The 26,906-nt window shown below is 36.2% G+C and carries 22 protein-coding genes, 1 tRNA gene, 1 other RNA gene and 1 pseudogene; 15 read left to right on the top strand and 10 right to left on the bottom strand.

Annotated features, from left to right (window positions below):
• Nucleotides 1-444, top strand: a pseudogene (locus tag HMPREF9699_RS00530) (hypothetical protein); the annotation flags it as partial.
• Nucleotides 445-498: 54 nt separating this feature from the next.
• Entirely contained in the window at nt 499-1,380 is an 882-nt protein-coding gene (locus HMPREF9699_RS00525; protein WP_002661481.1) for a CE1 family esterase, read from the top strand.
• A gap of 108 nt (nt 1,381-1,488) precedes the next feature.
• Here HMPREF9699_RS00525 and HMPREF9699_RS00520 read toward each other — a convergent pair whose 3' ends face one another.
• Nucleotides 1,489-5,874, bottom strand: coding sequence for a choice-of-anchor L domain-containing protein (locus tag HMPREF9699_RS00520; protein ID WP_245946115.1), 4,386 nt, complete (start codon nt 5,872-5,874; stop codon nt 1,489-1,491).
• 171 nt (nt 5,875-6,045) lie between these two features.
• On the opposite strand from HMPREF9699_RS00520, the gene HMPREF9699_RS00515 reads away from it, so the two are divergent.
• The 3 genes from HMPREF9699_RS00515 (at nt 6,046) to HMPREF9699_RS00505 (ending at nt 9,079) form a co-directional block, all read left to right on the top strand.
• Nucleotides 6,046-6,351, top strand: a complete 306-nt coding sequence (locus HMPREF9699_RS00515; RefSeq protein WP_002661476.1) for a hypothetical protein — start codon at nt 6,046-6,048, stop codon at nt 6,349-6,351.
• A gap of 293 nt (nt 6,352-6,644) precedes the next feature.
• Complete coding sequence (locus tag HMPREF9699_RS00510; RefSeq protein WP_002661475.1) at nt 6,645-8,249, top strand: SulP family inorganic anion transporter; 1,605 nt, start codon at nt 6,645-6,647, stop codon at nt 8,247-8,249.
• Between the two features lie 140 nt (nt 8,250-8,389).
• Nucleotides 8,390-9,079: a carbonic anhydrase gene (locus HMPREF9699_RS00505; protein ID WP_002661474.1), complete on the top strand. Its 690-nt coding sequence runs from the start codon at nt 8,390-8,392 to the stop codon at nt 9,077-9,079.
• Nucleotides 9,080-9,140: 61 nt separating this feature from the next.
• On the opposite strand, the gene ypfJ is transcribed toward HMPREF9699_RS00505, so the two are convergent.
• The 4 genes from ypfJ to HMPREF9699_RS00485 form a co-directional block, all read right to left on the bottom strand.
• A complete protein-coding gene (ypfJ, locus tag HMPREF9699_RS00500) occupies nt 9,141-9,992 on the bottom strand; it encodes a KPN_02809 family neutral zinc metallopeptidase (protein ID WP_002661472.1) in 852 nt (283 codons plus the stop codon).
• Between the two features lie 18 nt (nt 9,993-10,010).
• A complete protein-coding gene (gene ribH / locus HMPREF9699_RS00495; RefSeq protein ID WP_002661470.1) occupies nt 10,011-10,496 on the bottom strand; it encodes a 6,7-dimethyl-8-ribityllumazine synthase in 486 nt (161 codons plus the stop codon).
• Between the two features lies 1 nt (nt 10,497).
• On the bottom strand, nt 10,498-11,202 hold the full coding sequence (locus HMPREF9699_RS00490) for a YfgM family protein (protein WP_002661469.1): 705 nt from the start codon (nt 11,200-11,202) through the stop codon (nt 10,498-10,500).
• A gap of 119 nt (nt 11,203-11,321) precedes the next feature.
• A complete protein-coding gene (locus tag HMPREF9699_RS00485; protein ID WP_002661467.1) occupies nt 11,322-11,831 on the bottom strand; it encodes a Rieske (2Fe-2S) protein in 510 nt (169 codons plus the stop codon).
• Between the two features lie 45 nt (nt 11,832-11,876).
• Between HMPREF9699_RS00485 and greA the strand changes: the two genes are divergently transcribed.
• The 7 genes from greA (at nt 11,877) to HMPREF9699_RS00450 (ending at nt 17,969) form a co-directional block, all read left to right on the top strand.
• Complete coding sequence (gene greA / locus HMPREF9699_RS00480; RefSeq protein ID WP_002661465.1) at nt 11,877-12,347, top strand: transcription elongation factor GreA; 471 nt, start codon at nt 11,877-11,879, stop codon at nt 12,345-12,347.
• A gap of 38 nt (nt 12,348-12,385) precedes the next feature.
• Nucleotides 12,386-12,775, top strand: a complete 390-nt coding sequence (locus HMPREF9699_RS00475; RefSeq protein WP_002661464.1) for an HIT family protein — start codon at nt 12,386-12,388, stop codon at nt 12,773-12,775.
• A 4-nt stretch (nt 12,776-12,779) separates the two neighbouring features.
• The gene (clpX, locus tag HMPREF9699_RS00470) at nt 12,780-13,961 is read left to right on the top strand and encodes an ATP-dependent Clp protease ATP-binding subunit ClpX (protein ID WP_002661462.1); all 1,182 of its coding nucleotides are present in this window, start codon (nt 12,780-12,782) and stop codon (nt 13,959-13,961) included.
• 80 nt (nt 13,962-14,041) lie between these two features.
• The gene (locus HMPREF9699_RS00465) at nt 14,042-16,090 is read left to right on the top strand and encodes a T9SS type A sorting domain-containing protein (RefSeq protein ID WP_002661461.1); all 2,049 of its coding nucleotides are present in this window, start codon (nt 14,042-14,044) and stop codon (nt 16,088-16,090) included.
• Between the two features lie 10 nt (nt 16,091-16,100).
• Nucleotides 16,101-16,346 carry a hypothetical protein gene (locus HMPREF9699_RS00460; protein WP_002661460.1) on the top strand — a complete coding sequence of 82 codons (246 nt, stop codon included), beginning with the start codon at nt 16,101-16,103 and terminating at the stop codon, nt 16,344-16,346.
• Nucleotides 16,347-16,571: 225 nt separating this feature from the next.
• Complete coding sequence (locus tag HMPREF9699_RS00455) at nt 16,572-17,852, top strand: TlpA family protein disulfide reductase (RefSeq protein ID WP_002661458.1); 1,281 nt, start codon at nt 16,572-16,574, stop codon at nt 17,850-17,852.
• A 43-nt stretch (nt 17,853-17,895) separates the two neighbouring features.
• Nucleotides 17,896-17,969 (top strand) — tRNA-Met (locus tag HMPREF9699_RS00450).
• Between the two features lie 133 nt (nt 17,970-18,102).
• Here HMPREF9699_RS00450 and HMPREF9699_RS00445 read toward each other — a convergent pair.
• Entirely contained in the window at nt 18,103-18,939 is an 837-nt protein-coding gene (locus HMPREF9699_RS00445; RefSeq protein WP_002661457.1) for an IS5 family transposase, read from the bottom strand.
• Nucleotides 18,940-19,105: 166 nt separating this feature from the next.
• On the opposite strand from HMPREF9699_RS00445, the gene HMPREF9699_RS00440 reads away from it, so the two are divergent.
• Both HMPREF9699_RS00440 and HMPREF9699_RS00435 read left to right on the top strand, forming a co-directional pair.
• Nucleotides 19,106-20,353, top strand: coding sequence for a peptidase U32 family protein (locus HMPREF9699_RS00440; RefSeq protein ID WP_002661455.1), 1,248 nt, complete (start codon nt 19,106-19,108; stop codon nt 20,351-20,353).
• 45 nt (nt 20,354-20,398) lie between these two features.
• Complete coding sequence (locus tag HMPREF9699_RS00435) at nt 20,399-20,629, top strand: ferredoxin (protein ID WP_002661454.1); 231 nt, start codon at nt 20,399-20,401, stop codon at nt 20,627-20,629.
• A gap of 109 nt (nt 20,630-20,738) precedes the next feature.
• Here HMPREF9699_RS00435 and HMPREF9699_RS00430 read toward each other — a convergent pair whose 3' ends face one another.
• Complete coding sequence (locus HMPREF9699_RS00430; RefSeq protein ID WP_002661452.1) at nt 20,739-21,950, bottom strand: M1 family aminopeptidase; 1,212 nt, start codon at nt 21,948-21,950, stop codon at nt 20,739-20,741.
• A 172-nt stretch (nt 21,951-22,122) separates the two neighbouring features.
• Here HMPREF9699_RS00430 and HMPREF9699_RS00425 point away from each other — a divergent pair, with 172 nt between their 5' ends.
• Nucleotides 22,123-22,536, top strand: a complete 414-nt coding sequence (locus tag HMPREF9699_RS00425; protein ID WP_002661450.1) for a DUF1573 domain-containing protein — start codon at nt 22,123-22,125, stop codon at nt 22,534-22,536.
• 68 nt (nt 22,537-22,604) lie between these two features.
• On the opposite strand, the gene rnpB is transcribed toward HMPREF9699_RS00425, so the two are convergent.
• The 3 genes from rnpB to HMPREF9699_RS00415 form a co-directional block, all read right to left on the bottom strand.
• An RNA gene (gene rnpB / locus HMPREF9699_RS10880) (RNase P RNA component class A) lies at nt 22,605-22,917 on the bottom strand.
• Between the two features lie 411 nt (nt 22,918-23,328).
• On the bottom strand, nt 23,329-24,486 hold the full coding sequence (nhaA, locus tag HMPREF9699_RS00420) for a Na+/H+ antiporter NhaA (protein ID WP_002661449.1): 1,158 nt from the start codon (nt 24,484-24,486) through the stop codon (nt 23,329-23,331).
• A 21-nt stretch (nt 24,487-24,507) separates the two neighbouring features.
• The gene (locus HMPREF9699_RS00415) at nt 24,508-26,712 is read right to left on the bottom strand and encodes a RelA/SpoT family protein (protein ID WP_002661447.1); all 2,205 of its coding nucleotides are present in this window, start codon (nt 26,710-26,712) and stop codon (nt 24,508-24,510) included.
• Nucleotides 26,713-26,906 lie beyond the last annotated feature (194 nt).

Raw genomic sequence — 26,906 nt, 5'->3', positions numbered from 1 at the left:
ACTACATTAGCCAGCTTATGGACGGAAGATGTTACTAACAATTCCATTAAACTTGCTGTAAATTCGGATGGTTCTACTCGTTCAAATACGGTTAGTATTTTAGATGATGGTAAAGTACATGCGTCTTCATTTATGGGTACCAATGGAGCTACTATTTTCCCAGACTATGTATTCCAAAAGTACTATACAGGGACTTCGTCTATCAAGGCAGATTACAATTTCAAATCACTGAGTCAAATAGAAGATTTTGTAAAAACCAATGGACATTTACCAGGGTATAAATCTGCGGAGACTATTAAAGCACAAGGTTATGTAGATTTAATGGAAACGCAGCTGACCAATGTAGAGAAAATAGAAGAGCTTTATTTACATCTTATGGAGAAGGAAAAAGAGATTCAAGATTTGAAGCAAAGATTAGAAAGACTAGAACAATTGTTAAAATAAAGATGGAAAGTTGTCTCATTTGAGGCAACTTTTTTACATTTGCAAAAAATAGAAATGAAAAAATTATTTGTGTTATTATGCACCCCTGTGCTTACCATGGCCCAGCTACAGAGTGGCGTACAAACTTACTTTGTGGGAGGAAGAGCGTATGATATTACTACACCTACCAATTACAATCCTAGTAAAGAATATCCCATTGTATTTGAACTTCATTCCTTTGGAAAAAATAAAACCCAAATGGATGACCAGGATATCATCAATGCTCAGCAATACATTTCGGTACGCCCAGAAGGGAAATATATAAATTTATTCTTCTGGGAAGGTAATGTGTGGAACACTTGGAAGGTTACAGATTCTTTTACTAATAGGAGCGATGATGTGGTATATATTACCCATGTTTATAATGATGTACAGCAAAAAATGGGTTCGGTATTTAATCCTGAGAAAGTATTTGTATATGGTTTTAGTAATGGTGGAGCTATGGCAATGAAACTAGCAGAGGAAACTTCGCTTTTCAAGGCAGCCGTTATTCGTTCCATGAGTTTTGAAGCAGGGCATGACATCCCGAATACTGCATCTAAAATCCCTATGATTTTTATCCATGCTACAGGTGATGAAGTAGTACCTTACCAAGGAGGGAAGGGGAAGTATTCTCTTGTAAGTCCTAATTTTGAATCGGTAAAAGAAACGGTAAATAAATGGGCAGCTTATAATGGGCTTTCGCACTTTACAGAGATTAAATATTTGGCAGGTAACCCTACTACTTCCAAAGAAAACTTTTATTTTAGAGAGTATCCACATGCTATACATCCTCTATATTTTTTTGTAATAGAAGGAAATAAGCATGCTACGGGTAATCTATTTTCTAATGCGAACATAAAACGAGCAATGCAGAGACTGATAAAAGACCCTAAACGATACGGAATTTATAAGTAGTAAAGCAATGGGGGAAGTTTATTTTTATCAAATACAGAAACCACTTCCTTATAAATACGAAAAGAGTCCTCACAAAAATGAGGACTCTTTTCATGTTTCAAAAAGGTATTACTCCCTATTCTTCACTAAAATCCATCCTGTGCTTTCTATTAATTTTTGAGTATAAGGGTCACGCCATGTTACTTGATACCAATAGGTGTTGGTAGGCACATGGGCATTCAAATATTTTCCTTTCCATACCGTATTCCCTTGGGAAGCACGGAATACCTCCTTTCCATATCGGTCAAAAATGACGGCTTGGAAGTCGGGGTATTTACTCACGCCTGAGAAATCTAGTACATCATTAATTCCATCGCCATTAGGGGTAAGCACATTCTGAAGGTTAAAAGTATAGTATTCTGTCATAGAATAGCAGTTCATACCTTTTTGTCTCACATAGATAAAATAAGCTTTGTTTCTTTGGATATAATGAAAAATAGCACTCGATTGCCAATTAATTCCATCGGTAGAATATTCATAATTCAATGCTGAATTTTTCATTACGATACTCAGTGTATGTCCTTTGGGGTCATAATGAATTTCCGACGGCTGTGGCATTTCTGCATAAGAAGCCGTGATGGTAAATTTCTTGGTACAAGCACCATTGGAAATCTCCACCCAATATTCTCCGTCTGCAGTAATTTCGGTAGTTTGGGTGGTAGCTCCCGTACTCCATAGGTAGGTGTAGTTAGGTCCTGTTCCTGCATCTAAAATATATTTTTCACCTTTACAAAATTCCACATCAGTGAGCGGACTGGTAATATTCGGACGAACGATAATGGTTACCGTAGCTACATTTCCTTGGCATCCATTTGCTCCGATACCTGTTACGGTATAAGTGGTAGTTGTAGTAGGCGAAACGGTCTGTATAGCCCCATTCCCTGGAAGTCCATCCCAAGTATAAGTAACTGCCCCCGTCGCTACCAAATCTACAGATTCTCCTTCGCAAATCACGGTTTTATTCGCCATAAGAATAATCCCTGGAGCACTGGTATCCCTAAGCACCGTTACACTACGAGAGACTGCACATTGTAATCCCGAAGGATTGGTAATCGTAAGGGTATAGGTTCCAGGCTGATTTACGATAGGGTTAAGCGTATTGGCACCTGACACAATATTTCCACCCGGACTTGCTGTCCATGCAATGGTAGCACCAGTAGGCATATTGGTTACTGTGGCATGAATAGGCACAGCATTTACGGCACAGTTCAATTGTGCTGGATTTGCAATGGCAATAGCAGCTACTGCTTCTCGAACTACTTGTACCGTCTGTGTATATTGGCATCCCGCAGGAGTAGTTACTGTTACCGTATAGGTTCCCGCTGTATTGACTGTAATAGATGGTGTAGTAGCTCCATTAGACCAATTGTAGGCATTCACCACTCCAGTAGTACTAGCAGTGAGTGTAGTAGAACTTCCTTGGCAGAAAGTAAGATTCCCTGTAATACTAAGATTCGGGTCATTTTCTTGAACAATGGTAACTGAAACAGGCGTACTGGTACAATTGCCATTGGTTACAGTAAGGGTATAAGTTCCGGGAGTATTTACGGTAATGGATGGGCTTGTTGCTCCATTAGACCAAAGGTTTCCAGTAGGATAATTGGAGGTCAAAGTAACGGGAGCAATACCACAAATAGCGGGAGCAGACTGCTGAATTTGCGGTGTAGGAATTAGCTGAACATTCAATGTCAATTCCGCTATTGCGAAACAATTTCCATCGCTTACACGCACAAAGACGGTTCTGGTGCCCGTGGTATATGCTGTAGGGTTGGCAATGGTATTCGCATTTCCTGCCATTGCATCTGCTTGATTTTCATAATAGGTAAACACCACTCCTGCGGTAGTAGAGATATTCGGTTCATAAGTGGTAAGGTCAAAGGCATGCATACCATTAGGACTACATACATCTACTTGATGGGGGGCTACAGTAGGGGCGTTGGTTATTATTACAGTAGCTGAAGCCTCAAACTGGCAACCATTTGCTGTAGTAACCGTTACCGTATAAGTTCCTGCTGTATTCACTGTAATGGTAGGAGTAGTAGCTCCATTAGACCAAAGGTAGCTATTTATTGCTCCTGTAGTATCAGCAGTAAGCGTGGTGGTACTACCTTGGCACAATGAAAGATTTCCTGTAATATTAAGATTCGGATTCAATTCTTGAGCAATGGTTACCGAAACAGGCGTACTGGTACAGCCATTTTCTGTTACTGTAAGCGTATAAGTCCCGGGGGTGTTTACAGTAATGGATGAGCTGGTTGCTCCATTAGACCAAAGGTTTCCAGTAGGATAATTGGAAGTCAAAGTAACGGGAGTAGTACCACAGATCACAGCAGCAGACTGCTGAATTTGTGGTGTAGGAATTGGTTTAATATTTAAAGTCAATTCCGCTATTGCAAAACAATTCCCATCACTTACACGCACAAAGACGGTTCTGGTGCCCGTGGTGTATGCTGTAGGGTTGGCAATAGTGTTCGCATTTCCCGCCATTGCATCTGCTTGATTTTCATAGTAGGTAAACGCAATTCCTGTAGCGGTAGAAATATTCGGTTCATAAGTGGTAAGGTCAAAGGTATGCATACCATTAGGACTACATACATCTACTTGATGGGCTGTTACTACAGGAGCAGTGCCTATGGTCACGGTAGCTGAGGCCTGAAACTGACAACCATTTGCTGTGGTTACCATTACCGTATAAGTTCCTGTTGTATTCACAGTAATGGTAGGAGTAGTAGCTCCGTTAGACCAAAGATAGGAAACAAAGTTTCCATTTCCGACAGCCGTTAATGTGGTATCATTTCCCGTGCAGATGCTCAAATTTCCTGTAATTTGTAGTGCAGGGTCTGGGTCATGAGTAATGGTAATATCAGCAGAAGAACTACTACATCCGTTTTGTGTGGCCGTTACGCTATATACTCCACCCGTATTTACGGTAATAGAAGGTGTAGTTTCTCCTGTAGACCATACAATTCCCTGAGTAACACTAGAGGTTAATGTTACCGTGCCTGTTCCACAAATATTCGTTGCGGAAGCTGTAATTACAGGCGTAGGAGGTGTAGGATTCGCAGTAAGGGTAATGGTAGCAATGGCGTAACATTGCCCTACCGAAACACGGGCATATACTATGCCTGACGCTGAAGTATAAGCATTAGGATTAGCAATGGTGTTGGCATTTCCTGCCATTGCATCGGCTTGATTTTGATAAAATTGAAAGGTAGCATTTGGTGTGGTACTAATGGTATTTTGTACCGAGGTAAGGTCAAATATCGCCTGATTCCCCGTAGTACATACAGAAATATCGGCATTGTTTACCTGAGGGGCAGGGAGTACATTTACTGTGATTTCCACCGACTCATTACAGCTATTATTCCCAGTTTGAATTTCCAATTTATAGACTCCAGATTGAGTGGCTGTATAGGTGTTAGTATTAGCTCCAGTGATAGGATTTCCGTTCAGAAACCACTGATAAGTAACACCAGCAATAGCAATATTTGCGGTCAGTACTTGAGATTCTCCTTGGCATAATTCAATTGTAGAAGGAAGTGCATTTCCGGAACTATCTACTAACTGCAATCCTAGATTAAAAGACCCTCCTTTAAGGAAAACAGCTGTGTCAAACTGAGCATCATTATAATCTGCTAAAACCATTTTAAATCTGTAAGTTTCTCCGGGAACTACGGAAGCTGTGGCAGTGAGAGGAATGGTTCTTCCTGCAAAATTAGTTTCTACATTTCCGGAATTTAGCCCATGAAAATACTGTTGATTTACCGCAGGACATGAAGAATTAATATAATGATGGATATTAGAGACGCTTACAGGGCCTCCATTATTGGGAAGTACCGCCAAGTTGGTATAATTAGGGTCAGTTACTTTTTTTAGTAATAAGGCAAACCCATCGGTGTAGTTACATGCATAGCTCCCTGAATATTCCTCAGAGGCAAAAATGTATTCAAAGCTAATGGTATTGCTATTGGGTACAAAATCAAACTGAATATAAGTAGCATCTTTAAATCGAGATGGGTTTATAGAAAGAGCAGTAGCTAAGTCTGTATCTCCCCCAGTGCCTAATGTGGTACTTAATGTAGCAGCGAACTGACTATTGGCAATGTTATTTAGTCTTCCTGTGGCAAGGACCACTCCTTCATCAAATGGAAAAGGGGAAGTAGATTTATTAAAATAGCCCCATGAACGCCTAGAGCTGGAGGCCTGAAGATTGGGAGAAACGATGACATTAGAAACCGTTCCTGCACATCCGCCACCGCTAATGAGCACATTCTGAATTAACTGCTCTATAGTGTAAGCACTTTGTGGATATTGTGGTACATTGACATCAATAAAATTCCCAGCTCTTGCCATAGAAATTTGCTGGGGTTTCTTAGTTTCAGGGTTCCTTTGTAACTGTGCGTTATACAATACACAAAAAGCTAAAAATAATATGGTAAAAAAATTCGTTTTCATGCTTATCATAAAATAATCGTAAAAATAATAAAAAAAGAAAACTGAACACAAGAAATGGCATTAAAAAATACTAAGTGCATTATATATTAATTTTTTGTTAAAATTAAATTTTGTTTTCATACAGGCATTATATTTGTATGTCTATGACAATTTTCTCCATAAAATGGATGTATGAAAGGATTCTTAAATATATTGGTTTTATTAATTTTTGTCAATTTTTTAGCACTACCGAGTATTGCTAAAGTATTTGATATTCATATTATGACAGCCAATATTATTCTTTCCGAAGAAGAAAATACCGTTTCTCAGGGATTTGTTTATTCTGAAAAAAATATTCCCAAAACGCTTTATATTCATGATTTTGTTAAATTCTTTGAACCGATAAAGAATCCTAAAAAATTTACTCAAAACAATGAGGATACGCATGTATCTCCTCATCTTTCTATATTTTCTCCTCCTCCAGAGTTTTTCATTTAACCGAATGGTGTTGGAATAAGTAGAGGCCAATAAGCCTTTTTTCTTTTACATGATGTTTTTTTATTCATTGTAGCTCGTACCGTTAGTCAATCTACAATGGTAAGAAATTATAATATCCTCCATTCTCCTAGTCTCAATAGGGAATGTGATTTTTAAATGTTTCTTTAAAAAACATCGCCAACTAAAATAATTCCAAACGCCTTTCAATATAATTGAACACATTTAGTTTCAAAAATTTAGAAACTGACAGTGATTTTTTCAATCTTTTCAATTTATTTCAATTTATTTTACAAATGAAAAAAACATCTTTAATAGGAGGTTTAAAAGAAAACTTCCCCTCTGGGTTAGTGGTATTTTTAGTAGCATTACCACTATGTTTAGGAATTGCATTAGCATCGGGGGCACCGCCTTTGTCTGGAATCATCTCTGGGATTATTGGAGGAATTGTGGTAGGATATCTCAGTAATTCTCATATTTCCGTAACAGGACCTGCCGCTGGACTTACAGCCATTATTCTCTCTGCCATTACAGATTTAGGGACATTTGAGCTATTTCTATGTGCAGGAATCATCGCAGGGGCATTACAGTTGGCACTCGGGTTTATAAAAGCGGGAAGTATTTCTAACTATTTTCCTACCAATGTCATTGAAGGGATGCTGGCAGGTATCGGGGTTATTATTATCTTAAAACAAATCCCTAATGCTTTAGGGTATGATGCTGATTTCCATAATAATGAAAGTCTTTTTAGTAATGGATACAGCTATGATGCCATCTCCAATAATTTGAATAATATGGTAAGCTCTATTCACTTAGGAGCTATTGTCATCACTTTAGTATCATTAGCTATATTATTAATTTGGGATAAAGTTCCTATGCTTAAAAGGTTAAAAATGCTTCCAGGTGCATTGGTGGCTGTAGTAGTAGGGATTCTCCTTAATCAGTTTTTTATCTCTTCAGGAAGTAGTCTTGCCATTGATGAAAAACATTTGGTAAAACTTCCTGTGCCACAATCTGCAAGTGATTTTGTGAACTTGATAACGCTTCCAGATTTCTCAGGCTTCCTGAATCCTAAAGTATGGATAGTGGGTGCTACCATTGCTATTGTAGCGTCCATTGAAACTCTCCTCTGTATTGAGGCATCAGACCGATTGGATAAACAAAGGAGAATCACAGATACCAACTTAGAGCTGAGAGCTCAAGGCATTGGGAATTTAGCAAGTTCATTCATCGGAGGATTACCAATGACCTCTGTGGTAGTTCGTTCATCTGCCAATGCCAATGCGGGAGCCACTTCTAAACTATCTGCCATCATCCACGGATTTTTACTTTTAATCTGTGTACTCACTATTCCTGTACTACTTAATAAAATTCCTTTGGCTACTTTAGCTGCCGTACTTCTTTTGGTGGGATATAAACTGGCTAAACCTGCTACGGTAATGCACTTTTGGCATAAAGGTAAATATCAGTTTATTCCTTTCATAGCAACCATCATTGCGGTAGTAGCTACAGATTTACTCACAGGGGTGGGCATAGGTATGGCCATTGCCATATTCTATATTTTACAAGGAAACATGAAGAGAGCATATTACTATAGCCGTGAGGAATTAGATGACGCTGATGAGATTAAGATTAAGTTGGCCGAAGAGGTGTCGTTCCTAAATAAAGCCGCAATTAAAAAGACACTCAAAAATATTAAACCCAATTCTAAAGTCATTATAGATGCTCGTACCACCCAATACATTACCATGGATGTTCTGGAACTGATTCAGGATTTTGCCAATGTACGAGCCAGAGAAAACGATATAGAGGTAGAACTATTAGGGTTTAAAACTTCCTATACAGACTATGAAAAAGACCAGCACTCCCACATTGAAATCCATCATAGGAGAGCTATGTAATTTTTTTATGGAAAAGAATACTCATCTCTATTTGAGCTTTGACTGATTTGAACAACAGAATGAGTGGATTTTTACCATTCCATAGTTTTCAAATTCAAAAATAAAAATCATTAACTTTAACAAATTTTAAAAACAATATTATGTCGCATTCGTATAAAAACATTTTCGAAAACAATAAAAAATGGATAGAAACTCGCTTAGGTGAAGATGCTGATTTTTTTAATCGCCTTGCAGAGGGGCAATCTCCTGAATATCTGTATATTGGATGTTCAGACTCTAGAGCTACCGCAGAAGAACTCATGGGGCTAAAACCTGGGGAAGTCTTCGTACATAGAAATATAGCCAATGTAGTGAATACCCTAGATATGAGTTCTACGGCAGTAATAGAATATGCTGTAAGCCATCTCAAGGTAAAACATATCATCGTATGTGGACACTATGGCTGTGGTGGGGTAAAAGCCGCAATGACGCCTCAGAACCTCGGTCTTCTTAACCCTTGGCTGAGAAATATCCGTGATGTTTATAGATTACACCAAACAGAATTAGACGCCATAGAAGATGAAGAAGCAAGATATAACCGACTTATAGAACTCAATGTACAAGAACAAGCCATCAATGTTATTAAAATGGCATGTGTACAAGAGCGATATGCTGAAGAGGAGTATCCCATTGTACACGGCTGGGTATTCGATTTAAAAACAGGGAGACTGAAAGATTTAGAAATTGATTTTGAAAAAATACTTAAAGACATTCAAAAGATCTATAATCTTACTGAAACCAACTGGAATATGAGCTTAAACTCTAACAGAAATCTATTGGATACACCATAGACTAACAAATAAAAAATAACTCCTCAGAAATGAGGAGTTATTTTTTTATCATTGCGATATTTTATCGTAATAACACTTCGAAAGTGTTGCCCTGTCGGATACTCTGAGCACGATACCCCTTCATGAACCATTCTTTTCTTTGAGCAGAAGAACCATGTGTAAAACTTTCTTGGTTTACATGTCCTTGTGTGCGTCTTTGGATATTATCATCTCCTACTGCTTCCGCTGCTGAAATGGCAGCTTCTATATCTCCTGGTTCTATAATCATTTGTCTTTGGTTGGTTCTATTCGCCCAAAGCCCTGCGAAAAAATCCGCTTGAAGCTCTGTAGCTACAGATATTTCATTAAGCTGTTTCTCTGTATATCTTCCACTCTGTCTCATCTGATGTGTTTTAGTGAGCGTTCCCAAAAGATACTGAATATGATGTCCATACTCATGCCCTAAAACATAGGCAACAGTAAAATCAGAGACCTCTGCACCAAATCTTTTTTCTAATTCTTGAAAAAAGCTCATGTCCACATATATGGTTTGGTCTGCAGGGCAATAAAAAGGTCCCATTGCCGATTGTGCCGTGCCACAGCCAGAATGCGTAGTTTGTTCAAAAAGTACCACTTTGGCCGCCTGAAAAGGAATTCCTTCTTCTTTAAATAATTGATTCCAAGTTACCTCATTTGCCCCAGTAAGCATATTTACAAATTCATACACATGCTTTTCTTCTTTGGTTAATTCTCTTTGTTCGGTTGTGGGTGAAGAAGCATTCATATTAGAATTGAGCACCATGGAAGGGTCTCCTCCTAAGAAAAAAACTATTGCAGCAATGATGAGGGTGCCTAGTCCTCCCCCGATGACAGCTCCGCCACCTCTACCACGGCGGTCATCCACATTGCCACTACGATCGTTGGTCCATTTCATACTTATTTTGATTTGAGATTATTCTATCTTTCTTTTAAAGTCTATCATTTGTAATGCCGTTACAGCAGCTTCTACGCCTTTATTTCCCAGATTACCTCCACTTCTGGCTATAGATTGTTCCTTAGTGTCATCTGTGAGCACACAGAAAACAGCAGGCACATCTGTAGAAACATTGCAATCTTTAATTCCCTGAGCTACCGCAGAGCAAACATAATCAAAATGCGATGTTTCTCCACGAATAACGCATCCTATAGCAATTACTGCGTCATACTTTTTACTTTTACAGAGCTGCATTGTGGCATAAGAAAGTTCAAAGGCACCAGGCACTTGGAAGATGGAAATATGATTTTCTCCTACGCCTTCTTTTTTTAAAATTTCTATCGCTGCATCTCTGAGACGATGCGTAACAAAATTATTCCACTCTGAAAATACAATGCCGATGGTGAATTCATCGGCATTATTTATTTCTAATGGTTGGTATTCTGAAAGATTAATTGTAGCCATATTAATAATATTTTACCATTTCTATATATGCATCAGACATGCCATTATCATAGTCTTTGTATTTCTCATCAATAGTAGTAAAATGTTTTTTAGCAATATCTTTTTTGTTTAGGGCTACTGCTAAAACGCCTGATTTTTTTGTAAAATAATATACGGTATATGGGTCGTCTGAAGCAGAAATTGCTTTTTCTAGCAGAGAAAGTGCTTCGTCATTTTGGTTCATGCCTGATTTAGCATCTGCCATAGCACCGTACTTCAGTGCCATAAGTGTTTTATTATCAGAAGAGAATTTTTCTAGGAGTTCAAATGCTTCTTTGTATTTTCCTTCTTTGTATTTAAGTAGCCCTGCATTATAAGCCGAAAGTTTACCTACATTGGTTTCTGAATACTTGTCATAAGTTCCTAAAAAACCTGGATTTGCTCCAGATTTCCCTCCTAGAGCTTCTTTATCTTTGCCCTCTTGAAGATTTTTCTGAGCTGCCAAGAAAGTTTTCATTGCTTCTTCATTTTTAGGAGCTACCACAAACTGTTGGTACACAAAATAGCCCAATATAGCCAATATCAGTGCCCCAAAAATTCCAGCCAAAAGCTTAGCATTTCTCTCTATAAATCTTTCTGTTTGTAGGGCTTCTCTATCTAAATCTTTAAAAAACTCTACGGTTTCTTTACCTTCTTGTTCTTGTTTGTTCTGAGAATGTTTTGCCATTATGATTAATTTCTACAAAATGCAAATGTACTATTTTCTAATGATATTGCAGAAAAAAATAATAAATAATTACCATAAGCATATTTGTTTTTCAAGCGAAATTTATTAAAATATTAACACTACTGATAGACCGTAAGCGTATTGTTATAAGGATCATAGACATAGTTTCTATACATTTTTGGGGGAACATTGGCTATTTTAAGCATTTCTCCAGTAAGAAGCATCCATTCTGCTCCATCTTTGGGGCATATTATTTTGGTATCGTTAATTACTTCTAAAGTAGTTCCATTATCGGGACAAATATGCGGAGCGTTTCTATCGTAAATATGAAAGCCTGTATTCGTTCTGACAATGATAAGCCCTCTTGTTCCTGAAGATTGTTCATCTATATATTGCCATCCACCAATGATATTAAGCGGTTGGTAGGCAGGTAGATTAAGATGGATAGTAACATTAATTGGGCTGTGAGGGAAACAATTTATGGCTTCGGGTGTATTTCGGCATGATATTGGTATTAATGTAAAAAGTAAACATAATAACAATGCTGCGTAAAGGGAAATGATTTTTTTCATCACAAAAATTTTATACCTTTGCAAAGTAAAATAAAATTTATCTATTGTCCGTGCCATTGGGGCGGATAATTTTTTTTATATTAATTTTTAAACAATAAAACTATGGCAACTTATGTTACAAAAGAAGGCTTAGACAAGATGAAGAAAGAACTAGAGCATCTAGAAAGTGTAGAAAGACCAAAGGTTACTCAGCAAATTGCAGAAGCGAGAGATAAAGGAGATTTGTCTGAAAATGCAGAGTACGATGCAGCGAAAGAAGCACAGGGACTACTAGAAATGAAAATCTCTAAGTTAAAAGATGCTATTGCTACTTCTAAAGTTATCGATGAGTCGCAGTTAGACACTTCTAAAGTGGCAATTCTTACCACAGTAAGACTTATGAATAATGCTACAAAAAAAGAGCAAACATTTACCTTTGTTCCAGATAATGAAAGTGATTTAAAAGCAGGCAAGATTTCTGTAAATACACCTATCGCTAAAGGTCTTTTGGGGAAAGCTGTAGGTGAAACGGCTGAAATAGTACTTCCAAATGGTAATAAACTTTCATTTGAAGTTCTAGAAATTACTTTGTAATTTTAGGCATGATTATTGGTACTAATAAAAACTAAGCGATGAGTTCCATTTTTACGAAAATAGTGCAAGGAGAAATTCCTTGTTATAAAGTAGATGAGTCTGAAAATGAATTGGCATTTTTAGATGTCATGCCTTTAGTAGAAGGGCATACTTTGGTGATTCCTAAAAAGGAGGTTGATTTTATCTTTGATATAGATACACCAGCGTATCAGGAGTTATGGGGGTTTGCTCAGCAGGTGGCCAAAAAACTTCAGAAAGCATACCCAGATAAACGCATCGCTGTAGCTGTGGTAGGCTTAGAGGTGCCACATGCACATATTCATCTTTTACCTATTCATAAAGTGGAGGAAATGAATTTTTCTAATGAAAGATTAAAATTTAGTACAGAGGAATACCAAAATATCATCAACAAAATAAGTAGAGCGTAATTGTATGGATGCAAATACTTGTACTTTCTGCGGGAGAAATAGAAAAGATGTACAGATGCTTATCAAAGGTATGTATGGGCATATTTGTGAAAATTGTGTAGAACAGGCACATCATATCGTAGAAGAAAATTTAATAGAAGGAGAAGAAGACTCATTAGATTTTAATTTTGAATCTTTAAAAAAACCTAAGGAGATTAAGGTGTTCTTGGACCAATATGTGATAGGTCAAGATCAAGCCAAGAAACAGATGTCCATTGCGGTATATAATCATTATAAAAGATTGTTACACGCGGAGAATGATGATAGAACGGTGGAATTGGAGAAATCCAATATCATTATGATAGGTGAAACAGGAACGGGAAAAACACTCTTAGCAAAAACTATAGCGAGAGAACTAGATGTTCCTTTTTGTATTGTAGATGCCACGATTCTTACAGAAGCAGGGTATGTAGGTGAGGATGTGGAGAGTATTTTATCAAGGCTGCTTATGGTGGCAGATTATGATGTGGAGAGAGCGGAAAGAGGAATTGTTTTCATTGATGAGATTGATAAAATTGCAAGAAAATCAGATAATCCAAGTATTACCAGAGATGTTTCGGGCGAAGGGGTACAGCAGGGTTTGCTAAAACTCTTGGAGGGAAGTATTGTTAATGTACCTCCTCAGGGCGGAAGAAAACATCCGGATCAGAAATACATTCAGGTCAATACACAGAATATATTATTCATTGCTGGAGGTGCTTTTGATGGTATTAAAGAAATCATAGAAAGAAGACTTAATAAACAAGCAATAGGTTTTAGTTCTGAAAAACATCAACAGGGGGAAGATGCCAATGTTTTGAGTAAAATCAATGCGATTGATTTAAGAAAGTTCGGGTTGATTCCGGAGTTGCTTGGAAGATTTCCTATCATCACTCATTTAGATAGCCTTACCAAAGAAACCATGATAAGAATCATGACGGAACCGAAAAATTCCATCGTAAATCAATTTGTTGAATTATTTAATATGGATGGAGTGGAACTTGTATTCACCGAAGAGGCAGTAGAGAAAATAGTAGAGGAAACCATAGAAAAAGGACTTGGAGCAAGAGGTTTAAGAGGGACAACGGAAAAAGTATTGGAGCCCTATATGTATGCCATCGGTGAACAGGAAAAAATAATATTAACAAAAGATAATATACTGAATTAAAAATATTTTTGTTTAGAGTGATAAAATATTTGTATATTTGCCTACTGAAATAAATTGTAATTAATAAAAAATATATAAAAATGAAGAAAAGTTTATTGTCTATAGGTCTTTTGGCTGGACTCTTTTCTATATCTGCACAGTCTACTTTGCATATAGATGATCAGTCCTCTATGTATGTTTCGGAGGAATCGCTATTGTATAATGGTGGAGGAATGCAAACTAAAGGGGCAGGATTGTTAGATGTTTATGGCAATGTTATGGTGGTAGGTGGAAATACTGATACTTTCCGTACATTGACTGTTGCTGGATTAGATAAATCAAATGCTGAGGATAATATTGTTCTTAGGCTTAACGATGCCGCGAATTATGGTGCTTCCAAATACGGTCAGTTGTATATTACGGGTATTTTGCAAGGTAATATGAATGCTTTTGTAACGAAAGAATACAAAGCGAAAAAACATGGTGCATATCAGCAAATGGCGTTGCCTTTTTACCAAAAGACGCTAGCGTCTTTAAAAACAGAGTTAGGACTTCAAGGTTTTAGCAATCAAAGGGGTAACCCGTCCGTGATGTACTGGGATAATAATGGGATGCCACAGTTTCATCATTTGTTAGCTGCACAAAGTACTCAGCACAAAAATCGATTTGATGACGATAATATTTCAGAAAAAAATTATGCTGCAAGATATTATATTGTAGGGACAGGTTCTGGTACTAATACTTGGGATCCTGAGGGTTCTGTTAAAAAAATTTCTGGTCAGTTGTATAGTGATGTAGATGAAATAAGCTTTACACTTAAAAATGCTGGATATCGTCTGGATGGTAGTCCGGTGCCTTATGGGGTAGGGACTGGTAGAAGACTTAATAATCATGGTGAGTTAGTTTATTCTTACTTGCAAGATGTTCTTGATTATAATACTCAAGGTTTTTTTAACCAAACTATTGGTTCTGAGAATGGTACTTTTGGTAGAAACTACTATCAGTTTGGTAACCCATTTATGACGAATATTGACCTTAGTACTATTGGTTATAAGGAGCGTACTGATGGAACGGATGACGGAAATACACTTTGTCAAATTCAAGCAGTTCGTTATGAGGCAACGGGGGTTAAAATAACGAATCAAGTGAATGGGTCTACTTCTTTTAAATATATCACTTATACAGATAAAACCCCTTCTGGAATTCCTGTAGGGGATTATGAAGGTGCTCTTATCAAGCCAATGCAATCATTTGCTATTAAGATGAGAAATAATACTTGTCCTGATAATGAAAGAGTATTTTCGTTTAATAAACTTAGGAGATTTTCTTACAAACCAAGAAGAGTTGATCCAAATTCCAATATAGCATTTAACCCTTATGGAGTTAATTCGGATAGAAATGGAAATATCTCTTCTATCAAACAGCTTAAAGTGATTGCTTTTGATTCTGATGATAGTGAAGTGGGAAGAACTTATTTTGTAGTATCTGATCAATTTAAAACAGGGGTTAATAATGGAGCTACTGTTCAAGTAGGGACTTCTATTCATTCTAATGTATTTACAAAAGAAGAACTTCCAACTGGTGGAGCAGATACTTCATTAATTAGTAATACAGCAATGTACATTAATGAAGCAAATGAGACGGACTTTGAAGGCAAGAAAATGCATTTAGAAACTAAACTTGCCAATGTTGCTAAATATAAATTTGAACTTGCAGAAAACGCACAAGGGTTTACCAATGGTCAGTCTCAATTTGCAGATGGAGGAAAGAGTTTTTATATAGAACAAACTCCGGGGCAATTTGTTAAGATTACTCATGATATGGTTGTTTCGGCTACTGTAGGAGAGGCAGGATTATATTTTGGATTACCAGCAACGGCTCAACTTTCTATAAATGAAAATAAATTAGAAGTAGATAATGAGTTAGAAGTAGCTTATGAAAAAGAATCTTCAACACATCAGGTTATTTTCCCTAAGAGATGGAATAAGGCAACAGTAACCATCTTCGATATGTCAGGAAGAAGAATTTCAGTCAATAGAGATGTAGATGCTTCTAAAAACTTTGTACTTCCTTCATTAGTAGAAGGAGCCTACATCGTAGAGGTAGTTTCAGACAAAGGGGTTAAGGCCGTTAGAAAAGTAATTAAATAAAATTAAAAAAATGAAAAAAATACTAGCGATAGGGCTTCTCTTTATGGCACACCTCATGTTGGTTTTTGGCCAAGGAGGTTCTGCTCCAGGAAATAATCCTCCTACTCCTGAAGAAGGTCCAGGAGGAGCGGGAGGTACTGCCCCAGGACATAGAGTGGTGGATATAGATATGTATATTCCTTTGTTAATCATAGTGGCTGTTATGCTTGTTCTATTTTACACTTACACTTATAAGAAAAGAAGCCTCACAGAATAGTTGTGATAATATTTCAAAACTCATCAGACTTGTGTTTGATGAGTTTTATTTGTTCGGAGTAAAATAAGGTTAATGAATTCTTATGCTGCTAAAATGCTGACTATAGGTTATTAAAAGACTAAAAGTCTTATAGTTTTTTATGCTTATTCAAATATCTGTGTAAGTGGAATTATAGCAAAAATACAAAAACTATTTAGTAAAATTTTATCAAGTAAATTTTAAAGTATGATCAATAATAAAAGTATATTTTTAGGGGCAATGTTATCTGTAGCTATGATGGCAAATGCCCAAATATCTTTAAAACTTTCATCAAGTTCTGTTTTTCCAAATCAAGAAGTATATATATATGGTGTAAATGGTTCTAAAGATATAATGCTCGGTAGAGAAAAAACCAATAATAAAGGGGAATTAAATTTTTCATCTAAGCAAAATTATATAGGACTCATGAAGGCTTATTTCCCAGATGAAAATTTTACTGTTCGTTTTGTTTCTGAAAATAAACCTGTGTCTATTGTCATTAATCAAGATAAGAAAATCACCTATCTAGATGAAGCAAATAAAATGATGAATACTGCACAAGAGTTAATGCATAAAAGTGAAATCATCCTCCCAGCATTAGTTCAGATTGCGGGGTATTATGAGCCATCATCTGCCTTTGGAAAAGCATTAGATCAAGAGATTAATTTCTTGAAAAATACCAATACAAATACCAGTGCATATCCTTTTGTAACTTATTATCTTACTACTTTTTCTAAGTATGGGAAGCAAATGACAGGAAAGGAAAAGAATATTAAGGGGGAAGATTTCATTTCATTTATTAATAAATCTGGCCCTTATTTAGAAAGTTCAGGATTGCTTAGAACCATCTTGTTAAATTATCTTAATATCAGCGGTAAAAATCCTGAACAAGCAACGGATGATATGATGGCGGTATTACAATATGAAACCCCAAGGGGACAAACCGTACTATCTGAATTTATTGATATCTTTGATGCTTATGGTATGAAAGATACGAAACAAAAGTACCTTGCCAATGCTCAAAATTTAAAATGTACAATCAATGACCGACTGGCAAAAACCATTAAAGCGAATAAAGATACTTCTGTAGGAGCTACCCTCCCCAACTATGCTTTCGTTAATGCGATTAATACCAAAGCTAAAACGGTACATGAGGTAAAAGCGGATAAAAAGGTGATTGTATTTTGGTCTTCTACTTGTGCACATTGCGAAACCGAACTTCCAAAAATTTTGGAAAAATATCCTCAGATGAAGCAAAAGGGGATAGAAGTTATTGGATTATCTCTTGACGCTGATAAAGCGAATTATGAAAACAAAGCGAATATGTATCCGTGGATTAACGCTTCAGAGCTGAGAGGATGGAATAGTTCTTTTGTTTCTACTTATAATGTTCACGGTACACCATCATATTATGTAGTTGATAATAAGAATAAGATCATTGCAGTACCAGAACATTTACAAGATTTATTACAATTTTTAGGATTATAATTTTGTAGATAACTTTTTTTTGCTATCTTTGCACCACTCAAATGGCGAGGTAGCTCAGATGGTTAGAGCGCAGGATTCATAACCCTGAGGTCACGGGTTCAATTCCCGTCTTCGCTACAAATCGCACTGATTATCAGTGCGATTTTTTATTTATACTTCATCATTTATTGAATAAATGCAGTGGTAGAATCCTTGTTTTGGATAAATCCATATTTGTTTTACTTATTTTTCGTATTATTATACATAGAACTCATCTCGACTTTCTCTTTTGTTTAAATTTTCTGAGTCCTAAGACGATAAAGGCAAGGTAATTAAAACCTATCCAACTACTTACGGTAGTATCAAAACGATTTAAAACCGAACGAAAACTATCCATCCAAGCGTTGCTTCTTTCAATGGCGTAACGCTCTTTATAGAGTTTTTTATCGAAATAATGTTCCGTTTCAGAGGGTGATTTTTGGTTTCTTTTGTTTTCACAAATATTGGCTATGATACCTTCTGAGGCGGTTATTTTCCGAAGATTTTCACTGTCAAAACCTGCATCAAAATTCACAAATAAACCTTCTGTGGAGATTTCAGCCTTTTTCAAAACGGATGTAATTTCTTGAAAATGAGTCTCTATGTTATACAAGTCGTGATGCTGGCCAGATATAGGCTGAGACATTGCTAACATCAAACCTTGCCTGTCGGACAAGAACAAACTATTCGTTGTTTTTGCTTTTTTACGAGCTTGATATCCTACTTGTTCCCCTCCTTTTTTTGCGGGTGTTTGGCTACCGTCAAAATCGCAACTTGAACAATCTATTTTCGATTTGTTTTTCTTCAAAATTTCTACCCAACAAGTCTGCCAAGCACCTTCTTTGCACCATTTCCGGTAATGCCCAAACACGGTTTTATAGCTCGGAACTACCTCTGAAAACAATTGTTCCATTGGTAAAAGTGCCCATTGAATACCTGTTTTTAATTTGTATAAAATACAGTTAATTATCTCACTAATAGGCGATTTTGGTTTAAATCCTCTTTTTCTTTTAGGTAAATGTGGGATAATTTCTTCTACTATCGTATCTTTGTCCAGTACTACAAACAAGGTCTTAGGTTTTTATGTTTCACACCACAAAAATCATAATTCCTTGTTTGTTTTCAAAAAGTCAAGATAGACTCATAGTAAAATACTCATCTAAGGTATTAAAGAAAATTTTACGCCTTACCACTCCGATATTATTCCTTATCTTTGCACAAATTTTTTAAAATCAATGACTAAAAGCGGAAAAATAGAACTCATGTCTCCTGCGGGAGATTTTACTTCCTTACAAGCAGCGTTGGATAACGGAGCAGACTCCGTCTATTTCGGAGTGGAGCAGCTCAATATGAGAGCAAGGGCTTCCATGAACTTTACCATAGATGATTTGCCCGAAATTTCCAGAAGATGCCAAGAAAAAGGAGTGAGAACTTATCTTACGCTGAATACTATCATCTATGATCATGACTTATCCATTATAAAAACCCTTTTGGATAAGGCTAAGGCAGCAAATTTAACTGCAGTCATTGCGATGGATCAAGCGGTCATCGCTTATGCAAGGCAAATCGGGATGGAGGTGCATATTTCTACGCAAATCAATATTACCAATATAGAGACGGTGCGTTTCTATGCCATGTTTGCAGATACTATGGTAATGAGCCGAGAGTTGAGCATTAGCCAGATCAAAAAAATTTGTGATCAGATAGAAAAAGAACAAATCAAAGGCCCTTCAGGGAATTTGGTGGAAATTGAAATATTCGGGCATGGGGCACTTTGTATGGCAGTTTCTGGGAAATGCTATCTCAGTTTGCACTCACATAATTCCTCTGCCAATAGAGGGGCTTGTAAACAAAATTGCCGTAAGAAATATACCGTGATTGACCAAGAATCAGGCTTCGAAATAGAACTGGATAATGAATACATGATGTCTCCTAAAGATCTTTGTACCATAGGATTTTTAGATGAAATCATCGGTGCAGGGGTGAAAGTACTTAAAGTAGAAGGGCGAGGCAGAGCTCCCGAATATGTAGCTACCGTAACTAAATGCTACCGAGAAGCTATTGATGCTATAGCGGAAGGTACTTTTTCCCAAGATAAAGTGGCGGAATGGATGAAGCAGCTGGAAACGGTGTACAACCGAGGCTTTTGGAGTGGTTATTATTTGGGACAAGAGTTGGGAGAATGGTCACCGAATCCAGGCTCTAATGCGACGCAGAAAAAGGTGTATATCGGTAAGGGAAGACACTTCTATCCAAAGTCCAATATTTCCGAATTTTTGATAGAAGCTTATGATTTAACGGTGGGCGATAAAGTGCTTATCCAAGGGCCTACTACTGGATCTCAAGAGATGGAAATTACGGAAATGATGGTAGATGGTAAAGGGATGCAAGAGAAAGCTACTAAAGCGGATGTGATTACTTTTAAAACCGAATTTCGTGTACGCCCGAGTGATAAACTGTATAAAATAGTGAAAGCGGATTAAAGCAGTGCTAATATGAGCTTCTTGCTTAAAGCCTAAAGTGAAAACATGGTCATCATTACATTACAAAGAGATAAATGCATCGGGTGCAACTATTGTGCAGAGTTTGCTCCCGAGTATTTTCGCATGTCCAAGAAAGATGGAAAATCAGTCCTTTTAAAATCTACGGATAAGAAAGGATTTTTTACACTCAAAACTCCTATCCCTGATGCTTTTGAACCTTGTGATAAAGCAGCCAAAGCGTGTCCTGTGAAAATTATTTCAGTAAAGGAGGTTTAGACTGAAAATTAATTCGAGTGTTTCTTAACTTTATTTTTTGCCCAAGTGCATAGTGTTTTCTCTATGATTTAGATTTGATAATTAGTTTTTTTGGTTATTAAAATCACAACTAAAATGATTTGCTATTTTTTAAATTTTTGAAAAGAAGAACCGTTTCTTTCCCATAGTTTTGATGTAAGATTTCTTCTAATTTTGAAATAGAGGATATTTTATTTTTTATAATCGTTTGTAAGAGATTTCTAAAATTATTTTTTCCAATCTTTTTTTCAACTTCATAACAAATAATAGCTCCTTTTGTATAAAGTATTTTTTCACGAACATTGCCATCCATATTCTTACTTACATCCATCAAAGAGTAAGCTATTTCATTAGACTCTTTTTTCTTTTTTTCAATAAGATTTTTAAAAGCATCTTCTCCATAAATGGTTCTATAGTAGATATAGCTCATGTACTCTGATAGACTCTCATTAATGAAAGCATCACTGGTATAATTAAATATTTCCGCATTGTGAAACCAGCTATGGGCTATTTCATGGGACAGAAGATACACAGTTCCCTTTAGATATGGGATATTCTGTAAACTTATAAAGTTGTCTCTAGAATAAAAAGAATAGTCGTAATAATTATTAATGAGTATGTTGATGCTCTTTAGCTCATTTATTTTCAGGTAATTATTGTAAATATTCTTTATTTTTTCGGTTTCTTTTATTATGAAATTAATTTTATCATCGGTTACTTCAGTAGAAAATACATTAATATGGTTTTTGCTTAATTTTGAATATTTATTATTCGATAATATTAGTATTATTCTATCTGTCAGATTTTTATCTGTGATATCATGATTAGTTATATAATATTTGTAAGGTGTTATGTTTTTAGGAATGATTTCATAGGAGAAAAAATGAATATGTGTATCATCATTTATTTGAGGTACAAGAGACTTATTCATTAATAATAAGCCTGATGTATCCTTGTAATGAATAGACTTTAAAGGGATTTTGTATGTGAATTTTATATTTTTTACATGATCACTTAAAAAAGTGAAATTTATTTTTTTGACATCTGAAAGAGTGTCCATGGTATAATGGTAATCAGCAGTATTATTTATTCTTATATCATAAATATTTTTGTCAATTACAAAAGAGAGTGTTTTCTTAATAGGTTTATTAAATTCAAAATGACTTTCCACTTCTATTGTTTCATTATTTTTGATGTCAATAGCTATGGTGCATAGATTATCTTTCGGTGTGCTTGGGGTTTGGCAAGAAAAGGGGATGCTTACATACACGAGGCAAATTATGATGAGAAATAATTTTTGCATTTTTAGTAATACTTTGTTTCTATACAAATTTAGGTAAAATAAATTTATAGTATGAAAAATTATACTTGAGGATTGAATGTGCCTGACATATTATTTGGTATAAATTTTGACTACTAATGAAAATAATGCTTAACTTTGTCTCAAAGAATTTAATCAATATATCCAGTTAATTATGAAGAAAACATTCGCGTTTTTTGCTTTTCTAGGAGCAATGGCATTTACTGCAGCACAAACTATTACATTTGATAATACCACTTTGGATTACGGAACAGTAAAACAAAATTCAGATGGAAATAGAGTTTTTACGGTAAAAAATACAGGAAAAAAACCATTGATTATCACCAGTGTAAAACCTTCGTGCGGGTGTACTACGCCAGATTTCAGTAAGGACCCTATAGCACCAGGAAAGTCAGGGCATATTAAAGTACATTACAATACTGCTATAACAGGCGGCTTCCAAAAACTCATTGAAGTTTTTTCTAACGACCCTGAAAATAGCCGTTCGGTGATTTATATTAAAGGAAATGTATTGGCAGCAGGTACTCCTGAAACGAAATCAGTAACCAATACCGCTCGTAAAAAATAATCTTTTAAAGGTGGAATAACGAAAAAACACTCTTCAAATTTGAAGAGTGTTTTTTCGTTGTTGATGAAAAAGTAGGAAAACTTATAAGCCGGATTCTGTACTTCTCTGTGGAGAAGTGTCTGCTATTTATCTGTATTTTACTTTGCAGTAAAATTATAGCTGCTTACCCCTCGGCATTGGACGAGCCACCCTTAGTTGCCGATATACTTAGCATTGCACCACATAGAGTTTACCTGATTTCACTACAGCCGAACTGTACATTCTTTCTGTTGCACTGGTCCTCGTATTACTACGGATGGGCGTTACCCATTATGCTGCTCTATGGTGTCCAGACTTTCCTACCATTCTAAATTAAGAATGATCAGCAGACTCATTTTCCTACTGGCAAAGATACTATTTTATCATGTATATTGAAAAAAACGAAAAGAAGGAAAAATGAAAATAATAGAAACAATTTTTCTCTTCCTTTTATTATCGAAGCTATATCTCGACTTATTGGATAAGAATAGCCATTAAGAAGTAAGGAAAATGAAGTGATAACATTCTTTTTTTGTTAGAAATCTATAAATGAGTTAATGAAGAATATTGAGTTGAATGAATTTCGTTATTTTGGGTACTTTATCAAAGTACTAAAAACTTTGACAAAGTGTTTTGAAAGCGAATAAAGCTCAAGAAATTTAAACAAAATAAAAAGTCAAGACGAGTTTATCGTTAATTATTTTGATGAGAGAAAAAATGAAAAAGCTGTTTCATAATGGATGAAACAGCTTTTGTTGTTTTGTTAACAATTTTTTATGCTTTTATTGCTTTCTTTTTGGCACTTCTCTTAAGTATCATAAATCCTACAATTCCTGAAAGTCCTGATGCGATTAAAATAGCGAACTTAGCTTCATTTTGTATGTCTATATGGCTTTTAAAAGATAATAAAGCGATAAAAATAGACATAGTGAAACCTATTCCTGCTAAAAACCCAGTTCCAATCATTTGAATCCAGTTACTTCCTACAGGTAATGAGCTGAGTTTTAATTGGATTGCAACCCACGAGAAAAGCCCAATGCCCAATGCCTTGCCTACGAAAAGCCCACCTAGAATTCCTAATCCTAAGCTAGAAGCCAATCCATCTACCATACCCTCTACAAAGGTAATATTCGTATTGGCCAAAGCAAAAATTGGCATGATGAGAAAATTAACAGGTTTGTGGAGTCCGTGTTCTAATTTTTCCAATGGTGAAATTTCTGTTTTAGAAACATTAGTAGGGATGGTAAATGCTAAGAGCACTCCTGCAATGGTAGCGTGAATCCCAGAATGGTGCATACAATACCAAAGTACTACTCCAGGAAGGAGGTAGAAAATATGTTTTTGCACATTAAAATAATTGAGTGCAGCTAATAGCAGCATGATTCCACCGCTGATGCCTAGGTACATCCAATGAATCTGTTCAGTATAGAAAATGGCAATTACCAGAATAGCTCCCAAATCATCCACAATGGCGAGGGCAGCTAGGAAAATTTTAATAGATGCAGGAACTTTTTTGCCCAGCATAGAGACAATGGCGAGTGAAAAGGCGATGTCTGTAGCCATAGGGATTCCCCATCCGTTGCTATACTCAGTACCCGAATTGAAAATAGCGTAGATGGCAGCAGGTACAAGCATTCCTCCTAATGCTGCCACAATGGGCAGTGAGGCGTTTTTGATGTCTGACAATTCTCCCTCCACTATTTCTCTTTTAATTTCTAAACCTACCAAGAGGAAGAATATGGCCATCAGTCCGTCATTAATCCATATTTCTACGGAATAAGCACCAAGGGTATAATGAAGGAGATGCTGAAAACTTTCTGCCAATGAAGAATTAGCAATAAGTAGTGAAATAGCTACACAAAATAGGAGTATAACGCCAGAAGACTGGCTATTATTGAAAAAGTTTTGAAAATACTTAGTAATTGTAATCATATATTCTTTTTATTTTTTAATCTATATTCTTTTTATTTTTACTACACCAGTGATGCCTTTTAATTTTTTTAGTGTTTCTTCCAGTTGGTCTTTATTTTTTACTTCTAGAGTGATGGTACCTAGGAAAAGACCTTCATTAGAAGAGATGCTCATGTTTTTCATATCAATGTTCATAGCATTGGTAATCACCTGAGAAATATCACTCATCATTCCCATACGGTCTATACCTTCCACTTCTATTTTTACTCTGTTTTTGAAACTTTCGGCATTTACCCATTTAGCGGTCATCACTCTGTAATCGTATTGAGCACGGAGGTTTATCGCATTAGGACATACATCATTATGTACTTTGATGCCGTCATTGATGGTAATGAACCCAAAAATCTTATCCCCAGGAACTACGCTACAGCATTTGGCGAAAGAGTAATTCAGTTTTTCTTCATCTTTCCCGAAGACAATCATATCCACATTGGCGGGTTCTGTGGCTAATGGGGCAGCAGGGTTTTTGCTGGTACCTTTTCTAAATCTGCTCAGTAGGCTAGAGAAAACACTCTTGCTATCAGCGTATCTTTTGAGGTCCCCAATATCTAAAACGCCATTATAAAATGCTAGGAAGAGGTCTTGAGAGTTTTTTAAATTAAAAAACTTCTGCATTTTATTGATTTCATCTTCAGAAAATTGCAGTTTAGCATTTTTCATTTTTCGCTGAAGAATTTCTTTTCCTTCCTTGGTGTTTTGGTTTTTCTCTGCATTAAGGAAACCTTTGATTTTAGATTTTGCCCTTGCCGTTACCACGATGTCTAGCCAGTCGGGTTTAGGTTTTTGATTTTGGGAAGATAGAATATCTATTTGGTCTCCATTTTTTAGGACATAAGAAATCGGCACCAGTTTTCCATTGACCTTGGCACCTAGGCATTTGGTGCCTAAATCTGTATGTACAGAGAAAGCAAAGTCTAGTGCTGTAGAGCCTACGGGAAGTATTTTTATCTCTCCTTTAGGAGTAAAGATGAAAACTTCCTTGGAGTAGAGATTGAGTTTAATATTATCTAAAAGTTCGGCAGTAGATACATCCTGTGGATTTTCTAATACTTCACGGATTTGTGTTACCCATTGTTCAAAATTGGTGTCATCAGAGTTTTGTCTAAAACCTTCTTTGTAACGATAGTGGGCAGCAACGCCTTTTTCCGCTATGGCATCCATCCTTTCAGAGCGTATCTGTACTTCTATCCACTTTTTATCAGGCCCTAGGACGGTGAGGTGTAAACTTTCATATCCTGTGGAACGAGGCTGCGTAATCCAGTCTCTCATTCTCCTTGGGTTACTGTGGTACAAATCTGTTACGATAGAATAAATTTTCCAAGCGAGGAATTTTTCATTCTTAGTGTCTGATTTGTAAATAATTCTGATGGCATAGTTATCATACACTTCCTCAAAAGTTACTCCCTGATGGAGCATTTTTCGGTAGATAGATGAGATGGCTTTGGTTCTTCCTTTGATAATAAAATTAAGTCCTTCCTCTTTTAGTTTTTCTGAGACTTGTTTTTTAAATTCGTCCAAGTAGGCTTGCCGGTGTTCACTGGCTACTTCTAGTTTTTCGGTGATTTCATTATAGACCTCAGGATTATTGTATTTCATGGAGAGGTCTTCTAGCTCCGATTTAATATTGTACAATCCTAATCGGTGTGCCAATGGAGCATAGATGTACACGGTCTCACTCGCAATCTTTTTTTGTTTATCAGGACGCATACTTTCCAGCGTACGCATATTATGCAGTCGGTCTGCTATTTTTACCAAAATCACACGGAAATCCTCTGAAAGTGTGAGCAGGAGTTTCCTATAATTTTCAGATTGGATAGAAATATTTTTTTGGTTCATCACGGAAATTTTGGTAAGCCCCGAGACGATGTTTGCTACTTTGTCCCCAAATAATTTCTGAATATCTTCATAAGTGTATTCAGAGTCTTCTATCACATCATGAAGCAAAGCACAAGCGATGGAGGTGGCTCCTAAACCAATTTCATTTGCTACAATTTTTGCCACTTCTATCGGGTGATAAATATACGGCTCTCCTGTTTTTCTGCGTTGGTCTTTATGAGCATCTAGGGCAATATCAAACGCTTTTCTTATGAGTTTTTTTTCCTCATCAGATAGCTTCCTATAGGTATGAGCTATCATATCTTTGTACCGAGCCAATATTTCCTTTTGCTCTTGTTCTAAATCATACATAATCAATCTGCTTACTAACTCGCTAAAATAAGGAAAAGTTTTTGAGAAAAGAAATGAAAAGCGATATTCTTCTAAATATTTAACAATTGGTTTATTTTAGGGGAAAGGTTTCCCCAATGAACGCCATAATGATTCAGAAGATTTTTACTACAAAGGAAAGGGACATAGTAAAGAGGTTTTTTCCTATATTTGTA

The sequence above is a fragment of the Bergeyella zoohelcum ATCC 43767 genome, assembly GCF_000301075.1.
Classification (GTDB): domain Bacteria; phylum Bacteroidota; class Bacteroidia; order Flavobacteriales; family Weeksellaceae; genus Bergeyella; species Bergeyella zoohelcum.
This window is presented reverse-complemented; position numbering and strand designations above follow the sequence as displayed.

Coding starts and splice junctions, on each gene's coding strand:
- HMPREF9699_RS00525 (WP_002661481.1), top strand. CDS start 499: ATGAAAAAATTATTTGTGTTATTATGCACCCCTGTGCTTACCATGGCC.
- HMPREF9699_RS00520 (WP_245946115.1), bottom strand. CDS start 5,874: ATGAAAACGAATTTTTTTACCATATTATTTTTAGCTTTTTGTGTATTG.
- HMPREF9699_RS00515 (WP_002661476.1), top strand. CDS start 6,046: ATGAAAGGATTCTTAAATATATTGGTTTTATTAATTTTTGTCAATTTT.
- HMPREF9699_RS00510 (WP_002661475.1), top strand. CDS start 6,645: ATGAAAAAAACATCTTTAATAGGAGGTTTAAAAGAAAACTTCCCCTCT.
- HMPREF9699_RS00505 (WP_002661474.1), top strand. CDS start 8,390: ATGTCGCATTCGTATAAAAACATTTTCGAAAACAATAAAAAATGGATA.
- ypfJ (WP_002661472.1), bottom strand. CDS start 9,992: ATGAAATGGACCAACGATCGTAGTGGCAATGTGGATGACCGCCGTGGT.
- ribH (WP_002661470.1), bottom strand. CDS start 10,496: ATGGCTACAATTAATCTTTCAGAATACCAACCATTAGAAATAAATAAT.
- HMPREF9699_RS00490 (WP_002661469.1), bottom strand. CDS start 11,202: ATGGCAAAACATTCTCAGAACAAACAAGAACAAGAAGGTAAAGAAACC.
- HMPREF9699_RS00485 (WP_002661467.1), bottom strand. CDS start 11,831: ATGGCACGGACAATAGATAAATTTTATTTTACTTTGCAAAGGTATAAA.
- greA (WP_002661465.1), top strand. CDS start 11,877: ATGGCAACTTATGTTACAAAAGAAGGCTTAGACAAGATGAAGAAAGAA.
- HMPREF9699_RS00475 (WP_002661464.1), top strand. CDS start 12,386: ATGAGTTCCATTTTTACGAAAATAGTGCAAGGAGAAATTCCTTGTTAT.
- clpX (WP_002661462.1), top strand. CDS start 12,780: ATGGATGCAAATACTTGTACTTTCTGCGGGAGAAATAGAAAAGATGTA.
- HMPREF9699_RS00465 (WP_002661461.1), top strand. CDS start 14,042: ATGAAGAAAAGTTTATTGTCTATAGGTCTTTTGGCTGGACTCTTTTCT.
- HMPREF9699_RS00460 (WP_002661460.1), top strand. CDS start 16,101: ATGAAAAAAATACTAGCGATAGGGCTTCTCTTTATGGCACACCTCATG.
- HMPREF9699_RS00455 (WP_002661458.1), top strand. CDS start 16,572: ATGATCAATAATAAAAGTATATTTTTAGGGGCAATGTTATCTGTAGCT.
- HMPREF9699_RS00440 (WP_002661455.1), top strand. CDS start 19,106: ATGACTAAAAGCGGAAAAATAGAACTCATGTCTCCTGCGGGAGATTTT.
- HMPREF9699_RS00435 (WP_002661454.1), top strand. CDS start 20,399: ATGGTCATCATTACATTACAAAGAGATAAATGCATCGGGTGCAACTAT.
- HMPREF9699_RS00430 (WP_002661452.1), bottom strand. CDS start 21,950: ATGCAAAAATTATTTCTCATCATAATTTGCCTCGTGTATGTAAGCATC.
- HMPREF9699_RS00425 (WP_002661450.1), top strand. CDS start 22,123: ATGAAGAAAACATTCGCGTTTTTTGCTTTTCTAGGAGCAATGGCATTT.
- nhaA (WP_002661449.1), bottom strand. CDS start 24,486: ATGATTACAATTACTAAGTATTTTCAAAACTTTTTCAATAATAGCCAG.
- HMPREF9699_RS00415 (WP_002661447.1), bottom strand. CDS start 26,712: ATGTATGATTTAGAACAAGAGCAAAAGGAAATATTGGCTCGGTACAAA.